Source organism: Mycobacterium sp. (assembly GCF_040509115.1).
Lineage (GTDB): Bacteria > Actinomycetota > Actinomycetes > Mycobacteriales > Mycobacteriaceae > Mycobacterium.
This window is the reverse complement of the sequence record NZ_JBEVLO010000344.1, coordinates 19,303-34,197: the sequence shown is the minus strand read 5'-3', so window position 1 is coordinate 34,197 and position 14,895 is coordinate 19,303. Positions and strand designations below refer to the sequence as shown.

15 protein-coding genes are annotated in these 14,895 nt (G+C 67.8%); all 15 read right to left on the bottom strand.

Going from position 1 to position 14,895, the window contains the following annotated elements; all coding sequences use genetic code 11:
* Positions 1 to 3 precede the first annotated feature (3 nt).
* On the bottom strand, positions 4 to 1,179 hold the full coding sequence (locus ABW137_RS24230; RefSeq protein WP_526403999.1) for an ATP-binding protein: 1,176 nt from the start codon (positions 1,177 to 1,179) through the stop codon (positions 4 to 6).
* A 12-nt stretch (positions 1,180 to 1,191) separates the two neighbouring features.
* Positions 1,192 to 2,484, bottom strand: coding sequence for an NDMA-dependent methanol dehydrogenase (mdo, locus tag ABW137_RS24225; RefSeq protein WP_526403998.1), 1,293 nt, complete (start codon positions 2,482 to 2,484; stop codon positions 1,192 to 1,194).
* A 181-nt stretch (positions 2,485 to 2,665) separates the two neighbouring features.
* Entirely contained in the window at positions 2,666 to 3,754 is a 1,089-nt protein-coding gene (gene egtE / locus ABW137_RS24220) for an ergothioneine biosynthesis PLP-dependent enzyme EgtE (protein WP_526403997.1), read from the bottom strand.
* Complete coding sequence (egtD, locus tag ABW137_RS24215; RefSeq protein WP_526403996.1) at positions 3,751 to 4,716, bottom strand: L-histidine N(alpha)-methyltransferase; 966 nt, start codon at positions 4,714 to 4,716, stop codon at positions 3,751 to 3,753. Before egtD ends, egtE begins: the two co-directional genes overlap by 4 nt.
* Positions 4,713 to 5,405 carry an ergothioneine biosynthesis protein EgtC gene (gene egtC, locus ABW137_RS24210; protein WP_526403995.1) on the bottom strand — a complete coding sequence of 231 codons (693 nt, stop codon included), beginning with the start codon at positions 5,403 to 5,405 and terminating at the stop codon, positions 4,713 to 4,715. The genes egtD and egtC overlap by 4 nt, the downstream gene beginning before the upstream one ends.
* 63 nt (positions 5,406 to 5,468) lie before the next feature.
* A complete protein-coding gene (gene egtB, locus ABW137_RS24205; RefSeq protein ID WP_526403994.1) occupies positions 5,469 to 6,770 on the bottom strand; it encodes an ergothioneine biosynthesis protein EgtB in 1,302 nt (433 codons plus the stop codon).
* Positions 6,767 to 8,029 carry an ergothioneine biosynthesis glutamate--cysteine ligase EgtA gene (egtA, locus tag ABW137_RS24200; RefSeq protein ID WP_526404017.1) on the bottom strand — a complete coding sequence of 421 codons (1,263 nt, stop codon included), beginning with the start codon at positions 8,027 to 8,029 and terminating at the stop codon, positions 6,767 to 6,769. Before egtA ends, egtB begins: the two co-directional genes overlap by 4 nt.
* A 157-nt stretch (positions 8,030 to 8,186) precedes the next feature.
* Positions 8,187 to 8,834 (bottom strand): sensor domain-containing protein, encoded by a 648-nt coding sequence (locus ABW137_RS24195; protein WP_526403993.1) that lies wholly within the window; start codon positions 8,832 to 8,834, stop codon positions 8,187 to 8,189.
* A gap of 5 nt (positions 8,835 to 8,839) precedes the next feature.
* Positions 8,840 to 9,271, bottom strand: a complete 432-nt coding sequence (locus tag ABW137_RS24190; RefSeq protein ID WP_526403992.1) for an organic hydroperoxide resistance protein — start codon at positions 9,269 to 9,271, stop codon at positions 8,840 to 8,842.
* Between the two features lie 73 nt (positions 9,272 to 9,344).
* Entirely contained in the window at positions 9,345 to 9,884 is a 540-nt protein-coding gene (locus ABW137_RS24185) for a hypothetical protein (RefSeq protein ID WP_526403991.1), read from the bottom strand.
* 184 nt (positions 9,885 to 10,068) lie between these two features.
* Positions 10,069 to 11,517, bottom strand: a complete 1,449-nt coding sequence (locus tag ABW137_RS24180; protein WP_526403990.1) for a catalase — start codon at positions 11,515 to 11,517, stop codon at positions 10,069 to 10,071.
* A 175-nt stretch (positions 11,518 to 11,692) separates the two neighbouring features.
* Positions 11,693 to 12,148 (bottom strand): hypothetical protein, encoded by a 456-nt coding sequence (locus ABW137_RS24175; protein ID WP_526403989.1) that lies wholly within the window; start codon positions 12,146 to 12,148, stop codon positions 11,693 to 11,695.
* A gap of 66 nt (positions 12,149 to 12,214) precedes the next feature.
* On the bottom strand, positions 12,215 to 12,676 hold the full coding sequence (locus ABW137_RS24170) for a hypothetical protein (RefSeq protein ID WP_526403988.1): 462 nt from the start codon (positions 12,674 to 12,676) through the stop codon (positions 12,215 to 12,217).
* Between the two features lie 40 nt (positions 12,677 to 12,716).
* Positions 12,717 to 13,751: a DUF4185 domain-containing protein gene (locus ABW137_RS24165; RefSeq protein WP_526404016.1), complete on the bottom strand. Its 1,035-nt coding sequence runs from the start codon at positions 13,749 to 13,751 to the stop codon at positions 12,717 to 12,719.
* Positions 13,752 to 13,828: 77 nt separating this feature from the next.
* Entirely contained in the window at positions 13,829 to 14,863 is a 1,035-nt protein-coding gene (locus ABW137_RS24160) for an aspartate-semialdehyde dehydrogenase (RefSeq protein ID WP_526403987.1), read from the bottom strand.
* Positions 14,864 to 14,895: the final 32 nt, after the last annotated feature.

Below are 14,895 nucleotides of genomic sequence, written 5' to 3'. Positions count from 1 at the left end.
GTCCTAGAAGGGCCTGCGACGGCCCAGCGACGGCGACTTCTTCGGCGTGCCGTAGTAGCCGTTGCCGAACCTGCCCGGGGTGTCCTTGGCCGCGCGCACCGCCTTGCCGTCCGGTCCCGACTCCTCGGGGTCCCGCTGCGGGGGCGGGGCCGACGGCGGAGCGCCGTGGTCGTGTGACCCGTGACCGTGGTCGTGTGGTCCCTGACCGTGGTCGTGGCCGTGCCCGTGCCCGTGGTCGTGGCTGTTGCGCAACGACGTGGGCACTTTCGCGTTGGGATCGACCAGGCGCGGCAGGGCATCGAGCGCCTTGCGCACGTCCTTGTCGTACTTGACGACCACTGACACGGTGTCCGAAAGCACCTTCGCCGACAATTCGTCGACTCCGAGCACCGCCAGGGTGCGGGCCCAGTCGATGGTCTCGGAGATGCTCGGCGCCTTGCGAAGGTCGAGCTCGCGCAGGCCGCGCACCACGTCGACCAGCTGGGTCGCGACCGCTTCGGTGAGACCGGTGTCCTTGGACCGGACGATCTCCAATTCCCTTTCCGCCGAGGGGTAGTCGAGGAACAGATGCAGACACCGACGTTTCAGCGCGGCGGCAAGGTCGCGGGTGTTGTTCGACGTCAGGACCACGTACGGGGCGTGCTTGGCGGTGAACGTGCCGACCTCGGGCACCGAAACCTGGTATTCACCAAGCAATTCCAGGAGCACCGCCTCCAACGCCTCGTCGGCCCTGTCGATCTCGTCGATCAGCAGCACGACCGGTTCTTCGGAGCGCACCGCCTCCAACAGTGGCCGGGACGCCAGGAACCGGTCGGAGAAGAAGACGCTCTCCTGCTTGCCAATCCGGTCGACGGCCTCGTCCAGCGTCGCAGCATCCTCCACCAGCTGGCCGATCTTTTCGCGCAGGATCTGGGTGTACAGCAGCTGTTTACCGTAGTCCCACTCGTACAGCGCCTTGGTCTCGTCCTGACCCTCGTAGCACTGGAGCCGCAGCAGCCTGCGGCCGGTAGCGGCCGCCAGCGCCTTCGCCAGCTCGGTCTTGCCCACGCCGGCGGGCCCCTCGATCAGGAGGGGCTTGTCGAGCCTGGTCTGCAGGAAAACCGTTGTCGCAAGCCGCTCGTCGGCGATGTAACCCTCACCGGCGAGCGACTCACGGACGTCTTCGATGCTATCGAACATCAGCGCTGCGCCTCATGGGAGAAGTTCGTCGAGGTCGCCGTTCATGCAGTGCTCGACGACGGGACGGACCAGATCGAACGTGCACTCCTTGGCGTTGCCGGGGGTGCAGGCGTCGCCGAGCACGTGGTTGGTGATGCGGTCGACGTCGGCCTTGTCTCCCTTGATCACCTTGGCGTTCTCGTAGAACTTGGTGGGGCCCTGGCCCAACCGGTTCTTGGAGTAGCTGTCCTGCTTGACGTCGGTGAACTTCTCGATGATGTTCACGTCGCGCAGCAGCCGGATGGCGGCGGCAAGGGCCGCGTCGGCGGCCTGGACGTCGGTCATGCCGTAGGTGTCCACGCCCATCGCCTCGGCGATGTCCGCGAAGCGCTTGTAGGCGGTCGGCATGTTGAACGCCCACACCCGCGGCAGGGCGATCGCATTGTTCAGGCCGTGGTGGGTGTCGTAGAACGCGCTGATGGCGTGCGAGATGGAGTGGATGATGCCGAGGCCACCGGAGTTGAACGCCTGGGCGGCGATGTACTGGGCGTACATCATGCCTTCCCGGCCCTTGAGGTCCTGGCCGTTCCAGGTGGCTTCGCGCAGGTTCTCGGCGGTCAGTTTGATCGCCCGGATCGCATTGCCCAGCGAGGGCTCGAAGTTCAGTCGGGAGACGTACGGCTCGGACGCGTGGGCCAGCACGTCGAAACCGCATTGCGCGGTGTAGTCGACCGGGCAGTCGAAGTAGAGCACCGGGTCGTCGATGGCCAGCGACGTCACCGACGCGTCGTCGAATGCCACGTACTTGTGCGGGTTGTCGGGATCGGTGGTGGTGTCGGTGATGACGTAGGCCCACGACGTCTCCGAGCCCGTGCCCGCGGTGGTGGAGATGGCGATGTGCGGCGGGTTCTTGGGATTCTCGGACATGTTGAAGCCCTCGAAGTCGTTGACGTTGCGACCATCGTGGGCGACGGAGATGCGCGCACCCTTGCAGGCGTCGTGGGTTGACCCGCCACCGATGGAGATGAAGCTGTCGCATTCGTTCTCCTGGTAGAGCTTCACCGAGTCCATCACGTTGTAGTCCTTGGGGTTGGACTCGACCTTGTCGTAGACGACGACTTCGAGTCCGTGCCACTTCAGTGACTCAGCCATGTTGTGCACGATGTCGGTGCCGCGCAGACCCGACGACATCAGCAGGGTCTTCTTGAACCCCATCTTGAGGGCTTCCGGGCCGACCATCTCGTGCGCCCCGGGTCCCATCATGGCGCGGGGGAACGGATGGAACTCCTTGATGGGGAATGGCTTGAGTAGATCTTCGACCTTCATGGCGGCCGTCCTCTCCTGCTGAGTGCATCGGGTGCACATGCGTCTGGGTCTAGCGGGTGTCGGACCCAAAGCTAGGCAGCAGGTGTGATCCAGGGAACAGCGTCGAGCCAACCCCCATCGATCGACAGTGGAATTCGGCACGATCGGACAGCGGCGGCCCTACCCGATCGGATAGGTCGAACTACTCGGCCTTCGTCACGGCGGCCAACGCCTCCGCGACGGTCTCGAGCTGCGTTTCGGTGACGTCGACGTGCGGGGACACGCGCAGCGCCGGTCGCGTCATCTCGCGGGGGGCGCGTACGACACCCGCGCAGGTGGTGACGATCCGGTGCTCGGCGATCAGCTTGGCCCGCACGACGGCAGGGTCGATGCCGTCGGGAGGGATCAGCGTCGTGATGGCGCTCGGCTCGTCGGGGGGTTCGACCACCTGCCAGCCCGCCACGCCCCCCAGGGCGGCGCGCGTCGTGGCGCCGACTTCGACGAGCCGTCCCCTGACCCGCTCGGGCCCGGCGGCGACGTACTCGCCGACGGCCAGGGCGAAACCGACCCTGGCGGCGGCGTTGGCCTCGGCGTCGGTCACCCAGGCCAATGCCTCCTCGCTCAGCACGCCCGCCCTGGCAGCGAGGATGCCGACGCCGCGAGGGCCCGCCGTCCACTTGCGCGACGACGAGTACACGACGTCGGCATCGAACGCCGCACAGTCCAGGTGCGCGAAGGCCTGCGCGGCGTCGACCACTAGGGGCAGGCCGAGGTCCCGGCAGATCGCCGCGACCGGCGACACCGGCTGGACGATGCCGCGGTGGCTGCCCAGCGCGGTGAGGTGCACCAGCGCGGGTCGGTCGGCCTTCAGCGCGTCTTCGGCAGCCGCGACGTCGAGGCGGCCCGCACCGTCGACCGGGAGCGGCCGAACGTCGAAACCGTTGCGCGCCATGATCGAGAGGTTCGGACCGTATTCGCCGAGAAGGCACGCCACCGTCCTGGGTCCGCGCCAATCGCGCAGCACCACGTCAAGCCCGTAGCTCGATCCCGTGGTGTAGACGACGTCGGCGGCCGCGAATCCGGTCAACGCGGCGACCGCGGCGCGACCCGCGTCGAGCACCGGTGCCGCCGCCTCGGCCGCGACGTAACCGCCGACCTCGGCCTCGTGCCTGGCGTGCGCGGCCACCGCGTCGATCACGTCGAAGGACTGCCGGGAACACGCGGCGCTGTCGAGGTGCAGGCCCGCCACCGGCGGTCTGGCCTCCCGCCAGGCCGCGGCGAGTTCCGTCACTTGGCCGCCAACGACAGCCCGAAGTCACCGGCTTCATCGGTCCACCACTCGATTCGGCGCAGCCCCGCCGCAGCGAGTTCGTCGGCGACGCCGTCGGGCCGGAACTTGCATGACACCTCGGTCAGCATTTCCTCACCTGCCGCGAAGTCGACGGTCAGATCGAGGTCGCCGATCCGCACCCGCTGCGGTGTGCTTGCCCTGAGCCACATCTCGATGCGCTGCTCCCCGGCGTTCCAGCGGGCGACGTGGTCGAAGGCATCGAGGTCGAAGTCGGCGTCGAGTTCGCGGTTCACCACCGCGAGGACGTTCTTGTTGAACTTCGCGGTGACGCCCTGACTGTCGTCGTAGGCGCGTACCAGGCGGTCGGGGTCCTTGACGAGATCGGTGCCCAGCAGCAGCGTGTCGCCGGGCTGCAGGCTTCCGGACAGGGCGGCGAGAAAGGCCGCGCGAGGGCCCGCGGTGAGGTTGCCGATAGTCGAGCCGAGGAACACGACCAGCCTGCGCCCGACCGTGGGGATCTTGCCGAGGTGCTCTTCGAAATCCCCACATACGGCCTCGATCTCGACACCGGGGTACTCCGCGTCGATGGCAGCGGCCGCCGACTCGAGGATCGACGCGTCGACGTCGAACGGGATGAAGCGGTGCAGTGAGCCGCCGTCGCGGAGCGCGTCCAGCAGGATCCGCGTCTTCTCCGACGTGCCACTTCCCAGTTCGACCAGAGTGTCAGCCCCGGAGGACTTCACGATGTCCGCAGCGTGGGACCTCAGGATCTGCGCCTCGGCGCGCGTCGGGTAGTACTCGGGGAGGCGGGTGATCTGATCGAACAGGTCACTGCCGACTGCGTCGTAGAACCACTTGGGCGGCAACGACTTCGGTGAGGCCGACAGACCCTCGCGGACGTCGGCGCGCAGCGCGTGCGCGGCTGAGTCGGCGGCGAGGAAGTTGGAGAGCGACACGCTCACGGGAGTCCTTTCAACGGTATCAGTTCGACGCGCGAGTCGACGACGTCGACCAGGTGCCGATCGGGCACGTCCTCCCAGCGCGGGTCGTCGTCGTATGGCTCGCTGGCGAGGACGATGCCGTCGTCCCGACGGAGCACGGACAAGGTGTCACCCCACGTGGTGGCCAGAAGCCGGGAACCGTTGGCGGCGATGATGTTCAGCCGGGCGTTGGGATCGGCGGCGCCCACCTCGGCGATGGTGTCGCCCAACGCGTCGAGGCCGCGCTCGAAGATCAGCGAGGCGAGCACCGCGCTGTCGACCACCGACTCGGCGCGACTGGCCGGAGGCAGCACCGACCGGTCGACGACACCGTTGTGGGACAGCAGCCACCCATCGCCGGTGAAGGGCGCCGACGCCGTCGGTTCGATGGGCATGCCGACGGTGGCCGACCTGACCGCCGCGACGACACACCCGCTCCGCAGCGCGGGCGCCACCGACGCGAACGACGCGTCACCCCACAGCGGTGACGCGCTGCGCCAGCGCCGCGCCTCACCCCCGTCGAAGAAGCCTGCGCCCCAACCATCCGCGTTCATCAGGCCGTGCTTCTGCCTGCGCGGTGAATAGGACTGCACGACAAGGCCGTACGGTTGATCCAGCATCAACGAGGCCAGCGACACGGGCTGGCCGAGCCAGCCGAGGTGACGACACATCAGGCCCACCCGCTCTTCGCGCAAGCGCTCATCGGGGCCCTCTGCTCTTCGCGCAAGCGCTCATCACGCATCCCACGCGAGGCGCACGCCCGAGAAGATCTGGCGGCGGATCGGATGGTCCCAGTTGCGGAAGCTCGGCCGAAGGATGCTCGGGGCGACCGACCAGGCACCACCACGCAGGACCTTGTAGTCGCCGGCGCCGGAACCCTCGAAGAAGGGGCGTGAGTATTGCTCGTAGAGCATCGGCGTGAAACCCGGCCATGGGCGCAGCGGCGAGGTGGTCCACTCCCACACGTCACCGAGCATCTGCTCCGCACCGTAGGCCGACGCCGCGGCCGGATAGGCGCCGACCGGGGCGGGCCGCAGCGCCTCACCGCCGAGATTGACCAGCGCTTCCGTGGGTTCGGATGCACCCCAAGGGAATCGGCGGCGCGACCCCGTCGCGGGATCCCACGCGCAGGCCTTCTCCCACTCGATCTCGGTGGGCAGTCGGGCCCCCGCCCACGCGGCGTACGCCTCGGCCTCGAAGTACGTCACGTGCTGGACGGGTTCGTCGGCGGGGATGTCCTCGACGTGTCCGAACCGCGTCCGCGTCCCGTCGGGTTTCCAGAACTTCGGCGCCGTCAACCCGGCCTCCACGCGATGCGACCAACCTGCGTCCGACCACCAGCGCGGCTCGCCGTAGCCACCGTCGTCGATGAACTCTCGCCACTCGCGGTTGGTGACGGGAACACGGCCGATGCGGAAGGACGGCACGTCGACGACGTGCGCGTCGCGTTCGTTGTCCAGCGACATCGGCTCTTCGGCTGCCGTCACGCCGAGGACGAACGGACCACCGGGCACCGGCACAGACGTGCCAGCCACCCCAGCGCGGCCGGGAGGCAGCGGAGCGCCGCGCCCGAGAATCGGCGGACCGGTGCGGATGCTCAACGCCTGCAACATGGTCTCGTCGTGTTGATTCTCGTGGCTGACCACCAGCCCGAAGACGAACGCCGGGTCGACACCCGTGCCGTCTTCCTCGGGCAACACCTCAAGTGCGTCAAGGGCTTTCGCGCGGACCGTCCCACAGAACACCCGGGCATCCTCCGGGGGCAGCAGCGGGAGGCTGGCCCGGCTGGCGCGTGAGTGCACGAACGCGTCATAGAGTCCCTCGACGGCCGTTGGCAGGATGCCGGGCCTGCGTGGATCATTGCCACGGAGCAGCCACATCTCCTCTTGCCAGCCGATGTGCGCGAGGTCCCACACCAGCGGACTCATCAACGGGTCGTACTGCCGCAGTAGTTCCGCGTCGTCGATCTCGACCAGTCGCAGCGTGCGCTCCCGGGCCAGCGTGAGATCGCGGGCCAGCTCCTCCCGAGTGGTCACGCCCGTCCCTCCGCCAATTGCCGCACGGCTGACTCGATTCCAGTGTCGACGACACGGTCGGAGAAGTCGTCAGCGGCGCTGCGTCCGAGTTCCACCTGACTCAGCAGTCGCTGCATCGACTCGTGCAACTCGACGGGCGCACGCTCGGCGGCCGCCTCGACGCACTGCAGGGCGGCCTCTTGCAGGCGCCGGTCGGCCAGTCCCACCCGCGCGGCCCTGTCCCACTCGGTGGACACTGCCTCCGTCGCCGACGCTGCGACGTCGGCGGCGATCGGATCGTCGAGCAGCGTCACCAGCGTGAAGACCACTGCGGGCCAGACGTCGTCAGGAGTGCTGTCCAGGTAGCGGATCTCCAGGAACCCGCGGGGCCGAACCGGCGGGAAGAGCGTCGTCAAGTGGTAGTCGAGGTCGGCCGTCGTCGGTTGTCGACCTCCGAGAAGGGCGCGTCCGTCGGCCCAGTCCGCGAACGGAACGACCTCGGTCATCGGAACCGTCTCGGGGCCCTGCACCAGCATCACTGGCGCCTTGAGCGCGTAGCGGACCCAATCGTCGGCGGGGGCGCCGCCGCTGGCACCGAGGATCGGGCCGCAGCGCGCTGCATCGAGTTGACTCCACACGCGTTGCCTGGCGCTGCGCCAGCCGGAGAACTCGCCTCCGAGCAACGGCGAGTTGGCGGAGATCGCGATCATCGTCGGGCCGAGCGCGTGCGCCAGGCGTACCCGGTCGGACCAGCCCTCCGGTGGCCCGGCGTCGATGTTCACCTGCACCGACGCGGTCGACGTCATCATCGCGGCGCCCGCGGCACTGGTGCCACTGGCCTCGAAGAACCGCTCCATCGCGCGATACCGCTCGCCGGGGTTGACCCGCTGCGCGGCCCGCAACGGGTCGGCGCCGAGCAGCACCAGGCCGAGCCCGTTCCCGGCGAAAGCCTGCCGAAGGACGGCGCGGTCGGCCTGCATGGCGGTAATCGCGGAGAGTGCGCCCTCGGCTGGCGGCCCGGAGAGTTCGACGGCACCGCCCGGTTCGACGGTGATGGAGCTTCCGCCGGGCAGCGGCGGGACCTGGGCGATCACGTCGGTGAGCTCGTCCCAAGTGGGCCGCCGCATCGGATCGGCGACGTCGAAGCAGTGCGCCTCGATCTCGAGACCGACCTGACCTATCGGGCCGTCGACCAGGCACTCGGCGCCGATGCGTGCGGCCGCGCTGTCGGAATCGACGATTATGGTGTCCGCAGCGTCGCCGGGGCGGGCGCCGTACAGATCCGCGGTGGTGGTCACGTCACCATCCCTCTCATTCGCCGCGCACGGCGATACTCGCCCTCAACCTCCGGTGCCCTTCCTATCTTCCAGAGGGCACCGACAAAGTCGCGCGAATTTTCTGCGAACACCCGGTAGGTGGTTCCGAAAGCGGCGGCCGTTACTGCCCCAGAGAGTTCTGCATCGCGCCCGCCAGCACGTTCACCGCAGGCCCGCCGTTCCCAGGCTGACAAACTTTCGCTTGAAGCAGAACGTTCTCGCGCAGTCTGGTTTGAACGAAGCACCGCCGATCCGTACCCGCTTCCTGCTTCGTCCACACCGCGTCGTTGCCCGTCGGCCCGGCGCCGGTGAACGTCCACACCTCGGTGACGAAGTCCTCGAGATGCATCGCGGTGGTCTGCCCAGAGCATCCGACCGTCCGATCGGTCACGCGATGGAAGGCTCTGTTGGCGGCGTCGTTGGTGGCGAACACGCCGACGGCCTGCTTGACCAGGTTGGTGTCGTCGTTGGCTGCGCGCTGCGCAACGGCGCCGTTGAACGACGCCAGGTCCGGATCGGCGTACACGTCGGGTAGCCCGATGTCGGCCCAGTTGTTGCAGTCCGCGGCGTCGACCCAGAAGCCCTGGAACGGCGCCGTGAACGTCGACTCCCAGCCCATCGGGGCACCGACGATGTTGCCCACCGATCCCTTGCCGAGCACCGCGTAGGACACGACGCCCGGATCGGAGGGGCGGGCCGCGGCCTCGGCGCTACCGAGTGTCAGGCCCGCACCGATGGCGATCGCCACGGCGCCGGCCTTGACCGGCATCCGGCTCAAAGAACCTTGGCCGTCAGCTTGACGTCGATGTTGCCCCGCGTCGCCTTCGAGTAGGGGCAGAAGGCGTGGGCCTTCTCCATCAACTCGTCGGCGGCGGCCTGCTCGAGCCCGGGGAGGTAACCGATCAGGTGGGCGGTGAGCCCGAACCCGCCCTCGGAGTCCTTGCCGAAACCGATCTGGGCGGTGATGCCGCTGGCGTCGTCGATGGAGACCTTCTCGTTCTTCGCGACCAGCCGCAGCGCCCCCAAGAAGCACGCGGACCAGCCTGCGGAGAACAACAACTCGGGGTTGACGCCCTCGCCACTGCCGCCCATCTCCTTGGGCGGGCGGGTGTCGAGGTCGATCTTTCCGTCGGACGACGTCACGTGGCCGTCGCGGCCCCCGCCCGTTGCAGTGGACTCAGCGGTGTAAACGACTTCGATGCTCATGCACTCGATCATGCCAAGTTTCGTGCGGTGAGGCACCAAGCGCAGCGGATCTAGTACACCGAGCGCAGCGGATCTAGAACAACGTCAAGGTGCAGTAAGTGCGCGGGGGCGACGGGTAGGGCCATGCGTAGTGGCCGGCATCCGCGGGGCACGCCCTCTGGTCTCGCACGTCGAGCCGTTGAGTGACCTGGACGAGCAGACCGTCCTGGCCACGCTGCGCGCAGTCGGCAAGCTGCAGCATGCCGATCGGCATGTCGAGGACGTAGCAGTGGTCGGCGACGAGGTTGGGCACCAGGCACAGCCGGGCCGTCGAGCCCTCGGCGGATTGGCTTGGCAGATGCTGATATTCAGCGCTGGGGCAGGCGCCCGACTCGTCGGCCATGGCACCCACGGTGTAGCTGGGGTCGACGCTGCATGGCACCTTGTCGGCGCGCAGTTGCGGGGCCGTCTCAAGACCCTTCGAGGGAATCTCCACGCAGTCGCCGACGGAGAAGATCTGCGTCAGCCCTTGGGGCGCGTCGGGGGCCCTCAGCGAGCAACCCGTCGAGATCGCCAACGCGACGGCGGACAGGACGGCCAAGAGCACGAGTCGGCTCGAGGGCGTGCGCGTCATGGTTAGCGACACTCTCACGAGTCGCGAACTGACGCCACACAATCCCCAAAGTTCTCAATAGTCCCACAGACCCCAGGAGAATCACAGCTTTGGGATTCGTTACGGCGTGTCGCCCCTCGACTGTGAACGTGGCGACGCAATGTGCGGGTGAAGCGTCGCCACGTTCACAGTGACGGGTCGTCCGTTAGCCGTCGCCGGCGCGCACGCCCTCTTCGACCTTCTTGCCGATGTCCGGGTCGACGTTGCGCCAGTACTCGAACACCCGCGACAACACGGGCTCCTTCACCCCGTCCAAGACGTGACCGACGATGTTGGAGACCAACCGCTCCCGCTGACCGTCGTCCATCACTTCGCGCACCAGCAGCCCGGCCTGGCCCCAGTCGTCGTCCTCGGGTCGCAGCGTGTACGCCGTTCGGACCATGTCGCCGTCCGAGGTCCAGTGCACTTCGGCGGCACGGGCCGGATCGGCGACCGGACCGCCCACCGAGTTCGGCGCGTACACCGGGTCGGTGGCGAGCTTGATCCTCATCGCCCCGTCCTTGGAGTAGGCGTTGACCTCGACCTTGGGCTCGTTGACGGGAATCTGCTTGTAGTTCACGCCAAGTCGGGCCCGGTGGGCATCGGCATAAGAGAACCCGCGGGCCAGCAGCATCTTGTCCGGCGACAGGCCGGTGCCGGGCACGATGTTGTTCGGCTCGAATGCGGCCTGCTCGATCTGCGCGTGGTAGTCGACGACGTTGCGGTCCAGCGTCAACCTGCCGACGTCGATCAGCGGATAGTCGCCGTGCGGCCACACCTTGGTCAAGTCGAACGGGTTGTACCGGTAGGTCTTGGCGTCCTCGAACGGCATGATCTGCATCTTGAGCGTCCAACTCGGGTAGTTGCCCGCCTCGATCGAGTCGTACAGATCGCGTTGGTGATAGTCACCGTCCTCGCCTGCCAGCTTGTCGCCCTCCGCCTGAGTGAGGAAGTCGATGCCTTGGTCGGTCTTGAAGTGGTACTTCACCCAGAAGAGTTCATCGCTCGCGTTGACCCAGCTGTAGGTGTGGCTGGAGTACCCGTTCATGTGCCGCCACGTCTTGGGGATGCCCCGGTCGCCCATGAGATAGGTGACCTGGTGCGCCGACTCCGGCACCAATGTCCAGAAGTCCCACTGCATGTGGTGATCGCGCAGATTGTTGGCGGCCATCCGCTTCTGACTGCGGATGAAGTTCTGGAACTTCATCGGGTCGCGGATGAAGAACACCGGGGTGTTGTTCCCGACGATGTCGAGGTTGCCCTCGCTGGTGTACAGCTTCAACGAAAAGCCGCGCGGGTCGCGCCAGGTGTCTGGGCTGCCACGCTCTCCTGCCACGGTGGAGAACCGGATGACGCCCTCGGTCTTGACGCCGGGCTGGAACACGGCCGCCTTGGTGTACCGACTGACGTCGTTGGTCACCTCGAAGTGGCCGAACGCGCCGCCGCCCTTGGCATGCGGCTGGCGCTCCGCGATGCGCTCCCGGTTGAAGTTGGCCATCTGCTCGATCAGGTAGTGGTCCTGAAGCAGGATCGGGCCGTTGGGGCCGACGGACAGTGAGTGCTCGACGCTCGGTACGGGGGCGCCACCGTCGGTTGTTGCGATCTTCTCCGTCATTGAATCCTCATCTCTTTTCGCGGTGCGACCACTAGGGACTGGGCCTTCACCACTGCCAAGAAAGGTACCCATCGAGACGGCTTTCATTCGGTGATCGACACCAGGTGTGCCCTCAGCTCAGGAAAACCGCGTGTCGTCGGCGGCCACCCGGTCTGAGCGCACACCGGCGCAGACGTCAGCGGGTGGGTGGTGCGGGCGCACCGGACGGTGGTGTCGGGACGGGACCGCGGGGCTCGCCCTGACCGGGGCCTTGTTCACCCGGGCCGAAGCCACCGGGGCCACCGGGACCGAAGCCAGGACCGCCAGGGCCGCCAGGACCGCCAGGACCCGGCCGGAACATCGGCCCGTCGTGGTGCATCGGGCCACCACCGTCGTGGTGGCGGTCGCCGCCGCCGTGATGTCCTGCGGCAGAGGCCCCCAGGACGAAACCCGCACCGAAGATGACGGCGACGATGAACACGACGCCCGCCACGATGCCGACCCACGCGGCAACGACGTTGAGCCTGCTCGGCCGGTGTCGGTCACGCTCGGCGACGACGGTGGTCGTGGCCGGTGGAGTCGTCGTGGCCGGTGGAGTCGCGGTGTCCAGCGGAGTGGTCGTTGGTTCGCTTGTTGACGTTGGTTCGCTCATGTCACCGATCATGCTGACGGCCCCGATGCGCCGATCATGAGCCAGCTGTGAATCGGCTATGAGCGGCTACCTCGGTGGTTGACCAGGCACCTGGGTCGACGGCTCCTGTGACGGCATCGGCATCTGCGGGAAGATGTTCGGCAATTCGATGGTGGGACCATTGGGGATCGTGATGCCGGGTTCCTGTTGCTGGAACTGCCCGCGCGGCATCGGGATGATCATCGGCCCACTCTGCTCAAGGCTCCCCGCGCTGCGATCGGTGCGGACCTGCGGTGCGGGTGCCGTCGCGCGGCCGAGGTAGAAGCCTCCGCCGAACAGCACGGCGACGATGACCAGCGAGCCGGCCAAGAGGCCCACCAGGGCGGCCGCCTTGGTGAGGCGATTCGGCTTGGCGGGCGGAAAGCGCTGCGCGGGCACCGGACCCGGCTGGAACGCGTAAGGCTGCGGGACGGGCGCGTCGAGGCCGTCCGGCCCAGGGGGGCGTGGGCCGACGAAGGCGTCGTGGGGATAGTCGAGTGTTTCGGGCATCAGCCCATGATCGTGCTCGCGCTCGTGAATCGACTGTGCGCTACGGCTTGAACGGGTTCACCGCGTACTGGATCACCCGGTATGGCGCATTGTCGGCCTGCGGCAACGTGTTCCACTGGCTGATGAACACCCGCACCTCGTCTAGTGTCGAGCCCGGCGAGATGTAGCCGCCGTATGGCTGAGCCAAGCGGTTGTCCTCGGGTGGCGGCAGTTCGTCGGGGACGTCGGGCCAGCCGGCCGCGAACACCACCGTCGTCACCGGCGCGACGCCGAGGCTGGTGGGATCGTTGGCGACGCGCACCTCCATGTTCCCGGTGGTCGCGTTGAAGTAGGACAGCACCGTCTTGCCGTCGATCTGTCGGATGCTCATCTCGCCCACCTTGTCGCCCCACAACGGTGTGGGCGACGTACTCCAGCCCGCCTGCGCCGACCAGGGCTGCCAGCTGGACCGGTCGGTGAAGTTCTGCGGGGTGGCGCGGTACAGCTCGACGGGCCCGGTGCGGTCGAAGTCGTTGGCGACGACGTACACCCAGCCGCTCTGCGAATCCGGCGTCGGAACCGGGTCGTAGTACCCGCTGATCTGCGACTGCCGACCGCCCGCGAAGTCCGCAGGCCGCTGCGACTTCGGCACGGTCGGCCAATTCCCTTGCGAGGGTGAGGCCTTCACCAAACGCGAGGTGGCGGGCACCAGATCCTTGGTGGTGGTGACCAGCAGGTAGTTCTCGCGGTTGATCGCGACGACGCCCGCGGGTAGCTGAGACGACCCGGGAGGAGTCGGGTCGGCCAGCAGCGGTCCGTCGGTACCGGTGACGCCGAAGTAGCGCACGCCGCCGGGATCGCCGACGGAGTCCATGTCGACGTGCAGGGCGATCGGCGAGAAGTGCGGCCCGAATGCCACGCCCTGTCCGGCGAAGCTGTCGCCACACACCTGAAGCAGGCCGCTCGGGAACTCCACGAACTCGCAGAGATCAGTGGCGCCGATGCCGTAATCCCTTGTCGGAGTGCCGGTTCCGGCACTGGGTCCGATGCGGATCACCTGACCGGGGGCGAGCGGCGCAAGGACCGGGCCAGGCATCGGAGACGGCGGATCGGCGCGCGCGACGGCCGATGGCAGGATCAGCACGCAGCAAAGCGCTGCGCCTGCCGCCCGGATCACAACTGAGCGGCGAGTAGCTCGGCGATCTGAATGGTGTTCAGCGCCGCGCCCTTTCGGAGGTTGTCCCCCGAAACGAAGAGCGCAAGCCCACGGCCGTCTGGCGCTCCGGGATCCTGGCGGATGCGGCCGACGAGGGAGTCGTCAACGCCTGCGGCGGCCAACGGGGTCGGCACGTCGACGAGTGTCACGCCGGGGGCGCCGTCGAGGAGTTCGCGGGCCCGCTCCGGGGAGATCGCCCTCTCGAACTCGGCGTTGATCGACAGCGAGTGTCCGGTGTAGACCGGCACGCGCACACACGTTCCGCTGACGAGGAGGTCGGGGATGCCGAGGATCTTGCGGCTCTCGAAGCGCAGCTTCTGGTCCTCGTCGGTCTCCCCCGAGCCGTCGTCGACCAGGGAACCGGCCAGCGGCACGACGTTGAACGCGATGGGGGCGACGTACTTCCTGGGTGCGGGGAACGTCAGCGCCGCGCCGTCGTGCACCAGCCGCTCGCTGTCCTCGACGACCGCGCGGGCCTGCTCGAAGAGCTCCTCGACGCCGGCGAGTCCGCTACCGGAGACCGCCTGGTACGTCGACGCGATCATCCGGACCAGGCCTGCCTCGTCGTGCAGCACCTTGAGTACCGGCATCGCGGCCATCGTGGTGCAGTTCGGGTTGGCGATGATGCCCTTCGGCCGTCGCCCGGCGTCGCGCTCGAAGTTGACCTCGGAGACCACCAGCGGGACGTCGGGATCCTTGCGCCACGCCGAGGAGTTGTCGACGACGACGGCGCCCGCAGCGGCGAAGCGCGGCGCCTGGACGCGAGACATGGTGGCACCCGCCGAGAACAGCGCAATGTCGATGCCCGACGGATCAGCCGTCTCGGCGTCCTCGACCTCGATCTGCTGACCCTTGAACTCCAGCTTCTTGCCCTGGGACCGCGCCGAGGCGAAGAACCGCACGCTGTCGGCGGGGAAGTCCCGCTCGTCGAGCAGGCGACGCATCACCTGGCCGACCTGACCGGTTGCGCCGACTACGCCAATGTTTACCACTTAGATCACCCGTCGTTTCGCTCGCCCCAGCA

Coding starts and splice junctions, on each gene's coding strand:
- ABW137_RS24230 (WP_526403999.1), bottom strand. CDS start 1,179: ATGTTCGATAGCATCGAAGACGTCCGTGAGTCGCTCGCCGGTGAGGGT.
- mdo (WP_526403998.1), bottom strand. CDS start 2,484: ATGAAGGTCGAAGATCTACTCAAGCCATTCCCCATCAAGGAGTTCCAT.
- egtC (WP_526403995.1), bottom strand. CDS start 5,405: ATGTGTCGTCACCTCGGCTGGCTCGGCCAGCCCGTGTCGCTGGCCTCG.
- ABW137_RS24195 (WP_526403993.1), bottom strand. CDS start 8,834: ATGCCGGTCAAGGCCGGCGCCGTGGCGATCGCCATCGGTGCGGGCCTG.
- ABW137_RS24190 (WP_526403992.1), bottom strand. CDS start 9,271: ATGAGCATCGAAGTCGTTTACACCGCTGAGTCCACTGCAACGGGCGGG.
- ABW137_RS24185 (WP_526403991.1), bottom strand. CDS start 9,884: ATGACGCGCACGCCCTCGAGCCGACTCGTGCTCTTGGCCGTCCTGTCC.
- ABW137_RS24180 (WP_526403990.1), bottom strand. CDS start 11,517: ATGACGGAGAAGATCGCAACAACCGACGGTGGCGCCCCCGTACCGAGC.
- ABW137_RS24175 (WP_526403989.1), bottom strand. CDS start 12,148: ATGAGCGAACCAACGTCAACAAGCGAACCAACGACCACTCCGCTGGAC.
- ABW137_RS24170 (WP_526403988.1), bottom strand. CDS start 12,676: ATGCCCGAAACACTCGACTATCCCCACGACGCCTTCGTCGGCCCACGC.
- ABW137_RS24165 (WP_526404016.1), bottom strand. CDS start 13,751: ATGCCTGGCCCGGTCCTTGCGCCGCTCGCCCCCGGTCAGGTGATCCGC.